This window comes from Kitasatospora papulosa (assembly GCF_000717245.1).
Lineage (GTDB): Bacteria > Actinomycetota > Actinomycetes > Streptomycetales > Streptomycetaceae > Streptomyces > Streptomyces papulosus.
The window spans coordinates 212,258-225,218 of the sequence record NZ_JNYQ01000011.1; the positions used below are offsets into that span (position 1 = coordinate 212,258).

A 12,961-nucleotide genomic window follows, 5' to 3' on the forward strand; every position below is an offset into this window, starting at 1 on the left:
ATGAGCATCCAGGTGTCGCCCGAGGTCAACGCCATGATCTTCATCCTCACCGGGGAGAGGCTCATGGACGCCGACGAGGATCTCGCGTACGAGAGCCGGCGGCCCTACTCCGGCCTGGGCCGGAAGCTGGACCGGCTGTCCTCGCTGATCGACAAGTCGGTCCACGACATCGGTGAGTCCATGCCGGACGATCTCGCCAAGTCGTACAGCAAGGCGATGGGCATGCTCATCGACGACGGCGGCAAGAACTACCTCCGCGACTTCGCCGAGCAGCTCGACAAGATCGCCGAGGGCCGGCGGAAGACCTCCATGGACATCATGGAGTCCAAGTGGCAGGTCATCGCCGAGATCATCCGGCTGCTCATCGAGATCGCCATCTATCTGGCCATGTCCTTCTTCACCGGAGGCGCCTCGGCCAGCCAGATCATGCTGGCCAAGATGCGCAGCCGGTTCTTCATCCTCACCACGCTCAGCCACCTGCTCCAGCGGCTGCACCTCGCTCCCTCGCTGACCGAGGCGTTCGCCGAGGCGTTCACGACCTTCGCGGTGCGGATGGCGATGATGAACTTCGCCCCGGACGGCCGCCGTCCCGACGGCATCGACTGGAGCGACATAGGCAAGGCCGCCGCGTTCGGAGCGGCGGCCGGCTTCCTCACCAGCGTCTTCGACAAGTTCGCGCGCGGCATCGTCAAGAGCTTCGACAACAACTTCCTCAAGAACCCCCCGGACCTCGACTTCAAGAGTCCCCCCAATCCGAAGAACACCCCCGACCTCGACCTGCCGAACGACCGGCCGAATCCGCGGCCGACACCCGAGCCCAGCCCGAAGCCCGACCGCGACAGCCTCTTCGACGACCGCCCCGGCCCGTACGGGAACGGCCCCGGCTCGTCGAGCAACCTGCCGGTCACCTTCCGGAACAACCCGCTGTCCTTCCGCAACAACCCCGAGCTGTGGCGCAACAACCAGATCCTGCGCTTCAACGCAGACCGGCCCGGTGCGCTGGCCGGGCACTACGGGCTGAAGGGCACGGCCGACTTCCTGGCCGCCGGCTCCGGTGAGGCGCTCGCCGAGATCCTGATCAAGGGAGCCTTCGACGGCGACTGGTCCACCAGCTGGTCCACCTTCGTCGGCGCGGGCATCAGCAGTCAGGTCGAGGCCACCCTCAGCGACACGGCCGTGAACAGTGCCGCCGAGCTGCGTCACGTCATCGACAAGCTGCGCAACCCGCCGCCCACCGTGTCCGGCGGCACCACCGGCTCCGACGACGGTGCGTCGCGCTCCGCGGGCGGCCGGGACCGCACCGACGGCCCCTCGCGTCCGGGCACCACGGGCGGGGACGGCCCCACACCCACCTCGATCACGCCGGTCTCCCAGCAGACCACCGGACCGGGGACCGCCACCGGCAGCCAGTCGCCTCCGCCCTACGTCTCCGAGAACCCGCCGCCGTACACGTCCCTGGACCCGCCGCCCTACTCGCCGGGCCCGCTGCCGGTGACCGCCACCGAGAACGCGCTGTGGCAGCAGGTCCACCAGGGTCCGGCCGAGGTGCGTGAGCAGGCGCTGCGTGACCTGGCCGCCCTGCGCGGATCCCAGCCGCCCGGCAGCTCCGAGATCGGTGTCCGCGACAGCCTGCACGGCAATCTGTCGCAGCTGCCCGAGGTCCGGGTGGTGCCCGCCGGGGGCAGCCCCGCGAACCAGATCGACACGGACGAGGTCCGCCGCGCCCTCGACGGCTTCGGCACGCAGGTCACGGTGGACGCCCCGATCGCCGCGGGCGCCACGCCCGGCGCGGTGGACGGGCCGGGCGCTCTGGGCCCCACGCCCGGCGCGGTGGACGGCCCGGGTGCCGTGAACGGTCCCGGTACGTCCGGCACGAACGCCGGGAACTCCGTCGCACGTCCGACCGGGGACAACGCCGACCTCGTGGTGGACCACGGCGTGGACGCGGCGCCGGAGCACGTGGAGAACGGGCCGGGCGCCGCGCCCGGAACGTCACCGGAGAACGCCACCGTGGACGTTCCGGTGGATTCCGCTGTGACATCGCCGACCCCGGAGGGCAACACGCAGGGGTCTCCCGAGAGCAACGCCCAGCGTGCTCCGGAGGGCACCACCGAGGGGGCGCCGGAGAGCGAACTCCAGACGTCCCTCGGGGAAGCGGCGGGCCGGAACGACGACACGGCCGCCGTACCGGGCGTCCAGGGGAACGCCACTCCCGTCGCCACGGGCGGCAGTCCCACGGCCTCCACCACCCCCGCGACGGGCAGCGGCGCCCGACCGGGTGGCGTGCCCACGGCGGGCGGTTCCCCCACGTCCTCCGCCCCTTCCCCGCAGGGCACCCGTGCTCCGGAGGGCGCAGCTCCGGTGGACGGCTCGCCGACCACGACGGACGACTCCCCGCAGAGCACCCCCGTTCCGGAGACCGTCGATCCGAACATGCCCGAGGCCACGACTGACCCCGACGTCACGACGAGCCCCGGCGCGAACGTCTCCGCCGCCGTCGGCGACAGCACCACGGTGGACGCCCCCACCGCTCCGGCCGCCGGCCCCACCACCGACACCACTCCCGGCCTCGCTGCCGACACCGTCACGGCTCCGCCGAAGGTGAGCACCGTCGGCTCGTTCGCGGACTCCGGGGACGTACGCGATGTCAGCGGCACCACCGACGTGAAGTCCGACCCCACACGCGCCGTGGATCCCGCCTCCACCACGGCGCCGCCCCTGACGATCGTGGTGTCGCAGGTGCCGCCGCCGGGGGAGGGGTCGCCGGAGGCGGCCGAACTGCTGGACGGAGCGGGCACCGACCGGGCGGTCGTGCTCGGGCCGGCCGTCACCCCCGACGGGACGGGACGTCCGGTACGCGCCGCGGTCGAGCTGACCCGCGAGGGACCGGGCGCCCCGGTCCAGGTCCGCACCCTCACGGGACCGACGCCCGCCGCGACGGCTGACGGCACCGTGGACACCGCGTTCCCCGGCGCGGACGTGCTGCTGCCGCTCGCCGACGCTCTCGGCCCGATGCCCCGCCCCGTCACCGAGAGCACCACGGACACCGACGCGGCCGTCACCTCCACCCCCACGCCCCCGCCGACGGGCCCCACGGAGAAGGTGGACCCCGCGCACGGCGACCCGGTCGCCCGGGACTCCACGCCTCCCGCGTCGTCCGCCGCCGACAAGCTCGCCACCCTGTCGCGGCCCTGGAGCGAGCCGGCCACCGACGTGTACCTGGAGGCGGGCGACAGCGACAGCGCCGGGTCCGGCGGACGGGCTCCCGGCCAGGGCACAGGACACGGCCCCGGTAGCGGCGGCACCCCGCCCCCGCTCGCCCCGGTCACCGCGGAGACCTCGCCCACGGCACAGCCCGTGGTCCTTCCCCCGCCGCAGGCCCGGATCGTCGTACGCCCCGTGAGCGGCGCAGCCTCCGGCGACACCGACGGGGACGGGACCGGGAGGCCGACGGACGAGCCGGCCGTCGTCACCCTGGACGGCATCACGGTGCCCCTCGCCCAACTGCGGCGCCTGGTACCGGACACGGCGGTGCAGACCCAGCCGGGCCGTGCCGTCCGCACCCTGACCATCTCGCAGAGCCCGGCCGAGGACGGCACGCGACGCGACGCGGGGCGCCGGGCGCTGCTCGGCCAGGAGACGTTCCGCGGGGTACGCACCGTGTCCGACGACGGTTCCCCCGCCTCGACCCCGCGCGCCGGGACGGACCCTGCCGCGGGTACCGAAGCCCAGCAGTCCTCCCCGCGCACGGTCTTCACCGGTCCCCCGGCCCCGCTCCCCGGTGCGGACACGGAACGGGGAGCCGACTACTTCGTGACCCACGGCACCCCCCGTACCGTCACGCTCGGCACCGACGACTCGGCGCTGCCCAGCGTGAAGATGAGCGGTGTCCAGCTCGGTGAGGTGCTCAAGTCCTGGGCGGTGGACGGGGACGAGGACCGGCCGCTGGTGCTCTACGCCTGCGAGACCGGACAGCAGCCGCAGATCGCCGGCCTGCCCGTGGCACAGCACGTGGCGAACCGGACCGGGCGCCAGGTGTACGCGCCGACCACCGAGGTGGGCACCGCCCGCGGCCGGGACGGCGAGGTCCGCGCGGTGCTCACCGAGGGCGCGGACGGGCCGGGCCGCTGGCGGCTGTTCACCCCGGAACCCAAGGGCGCGGACCTGGACCGGGCCGCGCGCGACGCCGGTCTGCACGCGGGCCCCGGTCCGGCCGACCCGTTCGCCCGGGCCCGCACCCTCCAGCAGATCCGTACACTGCGCGACGTCCTCGGACCGGACGCCGAACAGCGTCCCGAGAACGCGGAGTTGCTCGCCGGTCTCGCCTACGTGGACGGTCTGCGCTGGCTGAACGCGGACAGCGCCGCCCGCTACGGCGACGGCCGCATGACCCCGGATCTGCTGCGCCGCATGGTCACCGACTGGCACACCGCCACCGGTGCCACGACGGCCGACCCGTCCGCCGACCCCACGGTCGAGCAGTACACCGCTTTCCTGCGCGCGGCGGCCGGGCTCCGGGCCGGTGCGGGGCCCGGGACCACGCTCGGTGACCTGCTGCCCCCGCCGCCCGCCCAGCTGTCTCCGACCACGTCGGTCTCGCGGGAGGACGTGCGGGGACTCTCCTACGCACCCTCGGCCGACGTGGCCTGGTCGTTGTCGAGCGCACCGCTGCCGCTGTCCGAGCTTGCCCTCGGCCCCGAGGACACCGCCGAACTGGCTCGACGCCTGAGCGATCCGGCGCCCACGACCACCGGCCCGCAGGAACAGCCGACGCCCGAGCCGCCCAAGGCCGGTGAGGTCGATTCGTATGCGGCGCGTCATACGTACGGGATGGCGGAGAAGGGGTTCAAGGAGTTCCGTGATCTGGCGCGGGACAGGAACGTGGTCATCGATGTGCGGCCGACGAATCCTCTGGCTCCGAAGTGGCTCGAGGCGGGTGCGTTGCCGAAGCCGTCGGAGATCAAGGCGAAGACGATCAACGACGTCGACGTGCTTCTCGGGGCTGATCCTGCGGTCGTGGGGCTCGTCGGTTACTTCAAGCCGGTGCTGGCTGATGTGGGAACTGTTCCGGAGGGTGACCGGGACCGGGTCCTGTCGCGTTTCAACGAGCGGTCGACGGAGTTCCACGAGCTTGCCGGCAAGATGGCGGGGTTCGAGGCGGAGAACAGGTTCTTCGTCCGGGACGGTGTGGTCTACGGGACGAGGGAGGACGGCGAGAGGCGTCCGCTCACCGGTGACAACGACGTGTTCGACATCTCCACGCCTGAGGGGACGCGGGTCACACTTCCGGTGCATGACGCGCTGATCGAGGAGATGCGGGCGAAGGACATGGCCGTGATGCACGGCGCGCACATGTTCTGGAATCCGCCGACGGCTTTCGACAAGTCGCTTACGTACGGGATGGCGGAGAAGGGGTTCAAGGAGTTCCGTGATCTGGCGCGGGACAGGAATGTGGTCATCGATGTGCGGCCGACGAATCCTCTTGCTCCGAAGTGGCTCGAGGCGGGTGCGTTGCCGAAGCCGTCGGAGATCAAGGCGAAGACGGTCAATGACGTCGATGTCTTTTTGGGTGCTGATCCCTCGGTTGTCGGGCTGGTGGGTTATTTCAAGCCGGTTCTGGCGGATGTGGGGGTTGTTCCGGAGGGGGATCGGGACCGGGTCCTGTCGCGTTTCAATGAGCGGTCGGCGGAGTTCCATGAGCTTGCCGGGCAGATGGCGGGTCTGGAGTCGGAGAACAGGTTCTTCGTCCGGGACGGGGTGGTCTACGGGACGGGGCGGGATGGTGAGCGGCGTCCTCTCACCGGTGATCATGATGTGTTCGACATCTCGACGCCTGACGGTGAGCGGATCTCGCTTCCGGCGCATGACGCGCTGATCGAGGAGATGCGGGCGAAGGACATGGCCGTGATGCACGGCGCGCACATGTTCTGGAATCCGCCGACGGCTTTCGACAAGTCGCTGGCCCCGATCCGCTGCTGCCGGCGGCGCACAGCCGTCCGGACAGTCTCGTCGAGAGCCTGGCGCTGTTCAGCAAGGGCAAGGGCCCCGCGACGACGTCCGACCCCGCGGACCTCGTCCGGGCACAGGGCCTCGCCTTCCGCCGGGTGGACGTCCCGGGCGACGGCAACTGCCTCTTCCGGGCGGTGCTCGACAGTGCCCGCGGCCGCGACGTGCCTCCCGCCTGGGCCGCCCGGAACATCGCCGGGCTGCGCGGCCTGGTGCGTGACCGCGTCGCCGGGTCCGAACTCGGTACCGTCGCCGACGCCCTCGTGCCGGACCCGGTGTTCAGCGTGGTGGACGACCTGCGGACACGGGCCCTGGCCGGTGTGACCGACCCGGGGGAGCACCGCAGGATCACCGACGCCTGGAACCGCGTCGCACAGGCGGTCGTCACCGACGGCGACGCCGCCCAGTGGCGGCAGATCCTGGCCGACAGCGACTATCCGCAGCTCGCACACGTGGCGCCCACCCCCGCCGACGCGCGACGGCTCGGCGGACGCGGCCTGCTCGCCGCAGCCGCGGAGCGACCCGGGCTGTGGTCGTCGCCCTTCGCCGACCTGCTCCCGGACGCGCTGGCACACACCCTCGGCCTCGATCTGCGCCTCGTGCGGCCCGACCCGCACACGACCGGCGCGGTCCTCGTCACCGAGCTGCACCCCGGTGGCACCGGTGGCACGCTGCACCTGGCGTACAACGGGAGCGACCACTACGACGCGCTCGTCCCCGTCGCCCCGGAGCCCGTGTCGGAACCGGAGACCGGGACCGGGCCGAAGAGCGACCCGGGAGCGAAGCCGGGCCCGGAGACCGAGTCCGAGCCGGACCCGGCTCCCGGAACCGAGTCCGAGCCGGACCCGGTCGCACCGCCCGTGCCGCCGCTCACCTCGCAGCCCGACGGTTCCGACCCCTTCGGGGAGTGGCTGCGCAGCATGGCCGGGCTCACCGGTCCCGACGATGCCGAGACCCCCGACCGGGGCGACCCGGTGCCGCTGGAGACCCAACTCGAACGGCACCGACCCGCCCGTCTCCTGACCGGCGACGACGTCCGTCCGCCGGGGCCGGCACCGCGCACCGTCACCTTCGAGGACGGCAGCAGGCTGCCCGGCGTCCTCATCAGGCCGGGCGCCGACCCGCGTGACACCGCCCCGCCCGGGGCGCCCAAGGGCGCGTCCACGGGGCTGCTCGCCGGGCCCGGCACGCTCACGCTCCGCTCGCCCCAGCTGGTGGCGCGGGAGATCCTCGACAAGCTGCCGGCGTCGACGCGTGCGCACTTCGACGAGGCGGAGCTGCTGCGTCTGCTGACGTACCACCCCTCGGCGTTCACCGCCCCTCGCGGCGCCCGCATCGTGGGCCGGGAGAAGTCCGGGGTCGGCCTGGAGATGACGGTCGAGGCCGTCCCGTACCACCGGTGGGAACGCTTCTCCGACGTCGGTGGCGCCACGGTCCGGGTCGACACGATGCGGCGTGGGCAGGCCGGTACGGGTGGCGGGCGCAGTGTGGGCGTCGGGCGCCGCATCGCCGGTGGCGTGGGCATGGGGCCGCCGCTCAACTGGCTCCTGAAGATCGGTACGTCGCTGGGCTGGAGCCGCAGGACCGACTACACCCAGGGCACCACGGCGTACAACCAGGCCGAGCACCGCGCCCACGAGGGCTCGCACCTGCACCTGGACGACGTCCACTACCGGGTGACGGTGCGACGGGTCACCGAGGCGCCCAAGGCCACCCGGACCGACACCGCGGCGACCGGTCCCGCCGCGGGGCCGCGTTGGCAGCGCACCCGCGTGCACACCGCGGAGTTCGGCATGCGGGACGGCCTGACCTGGCGACTGCCGGACGACCTCACCGTGCCGTTCACGGGACCCCGCCGGGCACCGGAGACCCTGACGTTCCCGGACGGGGTGGAACCCCGGATGAACGACACCACCGCCCTTCACCTGACTACTCCGCCGGAGGACATCGCACTGGCCCTCTCCGGGGCACGCCCCGGCAGTTCGGCGCACCGCACGCTGGTTTCGTACGTCCGCCCGGGACGGCTGCTCGGGCTGTTCGGACGGCTCACCGGACCGGTCAGCGGTCCCGAGCTGACGCAGGGCAGCAGCCAGCACCCGATGGGGCACCTGGTCGTGGAACGCTCGGTGCCGCACCGGGCCGTGCTGGTCACCGAGTCGGTCAAGGCGGAGGTCCGTGACCTCACCCAGACCACGTACCAGAACCAGCGCGGTCACGTCCGCGAGACCAAGTTCGGATTCCAGGTCACCGCCGGTCCGAACCACACGCTGCCCGGGCTCGAGACCGACGTACGCCTCCAGGGCGGTCCGCTGGTCCGCGCGGACCTCGGCATCGGGCGGGGCCACTACCTGGGCACCGACGCGGCCCGCAAGGTCACCGGCCGGGTCCGCAACCACCCGATGGCGCTCTACCAGGTGGAGCGCACCCTGATGGTCCGCAGGGCCGGTGAACCGGCGTCCGCGGCCCGGCCGGTGCGCGTGGTCAGCCTGGACTGGATCTCCACCCAGGACGCCCGCCGGCTGGCGGGCTGGGACAGCCGTACGCCCGGCCGCACCGGACCGAACCCGGACGCCGAGCCCCCCGTGCCGTGGTACCTCACCCGGAAGGACCCGGTCCACCTCGGCGGCCAGGTCCGCGCGGAGGGCTTCCGCCCACAGGCACGCACCGTCACACAGCCGCCGACGACGACGCAGCAGACGCCGCCGCCCGTCACCGACGAGCAGACGCCTGCGACGACACAGGAGCAGGCACCCCCGAAGGAGACACCCCCGAAGACCGGCCCGCAGACACCGCCCCCGGACCAGCGGCAGCCCGCACCGCAGGACGGCACCGCCGCTCCTGACCCCATGCGCGCCTTCACGGACGCCGTCCTGGACACCCTGCACCGCTCGTACCCGTCGATGTTCGTGCCGCCGCTGATGCTGAAGCATCCCAAGCTGGCCCGGTTCTGGTACGGCGACGGACGGTTGCGGACCGCGTGGCACAACGAGCGGCAGGTGCGGGAGGCGCTGAACCGGCCCACCCTGACGCAGAGTCTGGACGAACTGACCACCACCGGCGTGCCGGTCACGCTCACGGAGGACGGCAAGGTGCGCCGCGGCCACCACACGCTGGTCCTGCGGGCGTCGCTGACCGACCGCCGGTTCGAGACCACCATGAGCGAGCGGTCGCTGCGCAACGCGGTGATCGGCAACGAGGTCTCCGGCCAGGGTCAGCAGGACTCCAGCACCTACTCCGCCGGTATCGAGGTGGGTGTCTCCCCGCGCGACCACGACAAGGTGCCCGGACCCGACCTGCCGGCCCAGGCGGGGAACGTCTCGGTCGGTGCCCGGCACGCCCGCACCTACCAGAAGGCCACCCGGAACACGGTCACGGTCGCCCACGACCACCTGACCTTCCAGAACGGTGCCGACCTCTACAGCTACCAGGTGGAACTCGGCGCGACCTTCGAGGGCCACCGCCGGCCGCGCGGCTGGGCGCGGCTGCTGACCGTCGGAGTGCTCGGTGCGGGCGTCTTCGTCAGCAAGGTCGAGGAGCGCCCGCTGTTCAGCCGGGGCACCGAGACCGTGGGACGGGTCGAGCTGGCCGTGCCCGCCGCCCACGGGTCCGACCGGCACGCACCGGCCGACCCGCCCGCCGACGGCACGACGGCCGCGCCGACTCCCGCCCCCGCGCCGCAGCGGCTCTCCACCGCGGAGGCGGACCAGCTCCTCGACGGCATCCGCCCGCTGCCCAGGGCGGACTCGGACGGCCGCCGGCTCGTGCGGCAGCTGCTGAGCGCACCGCACGTCGTGCTCAGTGCCGAGGGCGGCCCGCAGCGCCAGCAGCTGATGCAGGACACCGCCGACCGCGCGGCGGGCGGCACCTGGCACGTCAGCGCCCCCGGGGCGCCGGTGCGCACCGCGCTGCGACGGGCGATGGCCAACCTCGGTGTGGCCGGACAACTCGGCCAGTACCTCGGGCCGTTCGGCTCCCGGATCACCGGGCTCACCGGCGCAGGGCCGTTCCGGACGCACTACCTCAAGGCCGCGGTCCGCGGTGAGCTGGACAACCTGCGGGTCAAGAGCGATCCGAAGCCGGCCAGCCTCGAGACCACCATCGCCAACGACCACCGGGTCGTCGGCAGCACGAGCACCGGCTCGCGCACCACGCTGGGCGTCCAGGGCGGCTACATGCCGTTGCAGCAGCTCCCCGGCAAGGAGCCGGTCGTCGGCTCGTACTCCTCCGCCCTCCAGTACGCCTGGGGCAAGGGCCGCGGCTTCTCGCAGGCCCTGACCCGGGGCCGCAGCACCACCGTGACCTTCGCCGGCCGGATGTACCTGGTGGTCGCCGACGCCACGGAGACCGTGGCGGTGCGGGACCGCTGGACGGCCGCGATCGGCACGGTCGGCACCCGTGCCGGGGGCCGCGTCAGCTCCGCCGCCGGGAAGGTGTCCGAGAGGCTCGGACGCGGCCTGGCGCCGCGCCGGGCCGCCGCCGCGCTCCAGCGGATCCGCGACGCGGTGATGTTCCACCTGCCGATGCAGGACGCCATCGAGGCGGGACTGGCCCCCGACGGGCTGGGCAACACCACCCCGAAGAACCTCGGCGGCGGCTACCGGGTGCCGGCCTTCCTGCGGAACCGGCGGTTCCCGACCCACCCCAGCGGCCAGCTCGACGCGAGCCGGGCCGCACAGGTGCTGCTGCCGCGCCTGCAGAAGATCGGCGTGCCCTCGCACGACCGCGAACAGGTCCTGCAGCGGCTCTCACCGGACTTCCTGCGCGCCCACCTGCACGAGCTGACCACCGAAGGGATGACTCTGCCGGTCCGCTACCGCGCCTGGACCAGCCCGCACCTGCTGCCGGTCGGGGGAAGCCCCGGTCAGGTCCGGTTCAAACTGACACCGATCACCACGACGGTGCAGCGGCTGCGTACGGGGTTCGAGCTGGAGGACTACCGCAACATCTCCCGTGACGACGCGGACAACACCCACCAGGACCGTGGCGCCGACCTCACGCTGTCCGCCGGTGAGCGCGCGGCGGACAACGGGGTGCTCATCGCCAACCCCTCGCTCCAGGGAACGGCGGCCAAGCAGCGGGGGAGCACCCGGACCGAGACCGTGGGCACCACCTCGATGCCGAACATCGCCACCACGCAGGCGCACGCGGAGATCGTCACCGGCTACACCCTGACCGTCACCATGACGGACGCGGCCGGTGACCCGCTCGCCCCGCGTGCGGTCGCCCAGGTCGGCACCCTCAACGAGATCGCACCGGCGAGCCTGCTCACCCCGGTGGGCGACGGCGACGACGGCGCGGTCACCGAACAGGACGTGCCCGCACCGGACCGGTCGGTCCGCCTGCTGACGGCCGAACAGTCCCGGCCGGACGGCATCGCCGCCTGGCGTACCTCCGACGACGGCGCGAGCGGTCCCGACCCCGACATCCTGCCCTTCGACGACCGGATCGGCTCCGGCATCCTCGCCGTCGACATGCGCGGTGCGACCGGGGTGCACGACGCGCTGACCCTCGCCACCGCACGCGCCGACGGCCTGGGCGACACCGACCTCGGCAGCCGGCACTCCGGCAACGTCCTCGCCTCACGCGTGCGCATGGCCCGCCACACCCCGCTCACCGGCCTCGGCACGGCGCCCGCGCAGGCCCAGGCGGAGGCCACCTCCCAGGGCGGACTGACCGCCGGGTTCCGCGAGGCGCTCGGCGAGGGCGGCTCCCAGCTGCCCGCGCAGTCCTCCGCCCGCCTGCTGGGCCAGTCCCACACCGCCGACTCCCGCCTCTACGCGAAGATGCACCGCCGCGGCGCGCGGCTCCTCGCCGTGGAGAACAAGCCCCGCATGGAGGCCATGCAGCGGGCCAAGACCTCCGACGCGCTCGAGGCCGGCATCACCGACAACGTCGAAGGCGTGGCGGGCACCGCGCCGCTGGCCGGCAACAGCAACGCGGGTGTGACCAACCCCGGTGGTGCGGTACCGATCGGCGGCTCGAACGACGGCACCGCGCTGAAGGGCGCCACGGACACCACGCTCGGCACCCACGTCAAGGTCGTCACCGACCGCAGCATGCTGTTCGCGGTGCCGGTGACCTGGCTGGCGGTGGCCGAGGTGGACCACCGGATCACCGACAGCCGCCCGTTCCGCGCCCTCGGAGCGGCCCGGCGGGGACCGCGAGCCGCCGAGGCCGAGACCACCGCGCTGATCTGGCTGCGTGAGGACATCGCACGCGACTACGGCCTTCTGGACGACAGCTCGTTCCCGGCCGAGGCGAGCGCCGCCTGGGACGACATGGCCAAGGCGGCCGCCGACCTCGCCACGGCGGAGAAGGAGTACTACGACGCACGCGCGCGGGCCCGGGAGGCCTGGCTCTCCCTGAGCCCGGCCGAGCGGAGCACGCTCGGCGACCCGCCCCTGACGACCGCGCTGCCGCGGGAGTCGGCACAGTCCCCGGCCGTCGTCACCTGGCAGGCCGCCCGCGACGACGCACGGCTCTGGGAAGGGCGCATGGGGACGGCCGCCGCGGATCACCACCGGCTGCACCTCGCCGCCTCCCGGCTCACCTCCCACCACCAGGGCTCGACGTCCGTCCCGGTCGTGGACGCGCCGCAGGAGTACACGGCGCCCGGATGGCGGTCCGAGGCGCCGGAGCCGTACGCGATCACCGACGCCACCGACTCCGCCCCGCGCACCCTCACCTCGCCCGACGGCGCCACGGTGCGCGAGGTGCACGACGTGCCGCACGACGGCGCCTCGTTCTTCCACGCGCTGCTCGCCGTCGCCGAGGCCAGGGGGCAGCTGCCCCGCCTGCTCGGCGGCGATCTCGCCGCCCGCTTCGCCGAGTCCCCCGGTGACCCGGCGGTCGGCGCCGAGGCGATCCGCGCCGCCCGTGACCGCCTGGCCTGGGCCCTGGGCGAGGACGGCAACCAGGATCTGCTGGACGCCCTCGCCCTGGACACGGCCGACAC

General features: G+C 73.2%; 1 pseudogene (only partly in view). It reads left to right on the forward strand.

Going from position 1 to position 12,961, the window contains the following annotated elements:
• A pseudogene (locus IA22_RS34265) lies at positions 1 to 12,961 on the forward strand (lonely Cys domain-containing protein) (it continues 23,887 nt past the right edge of the window).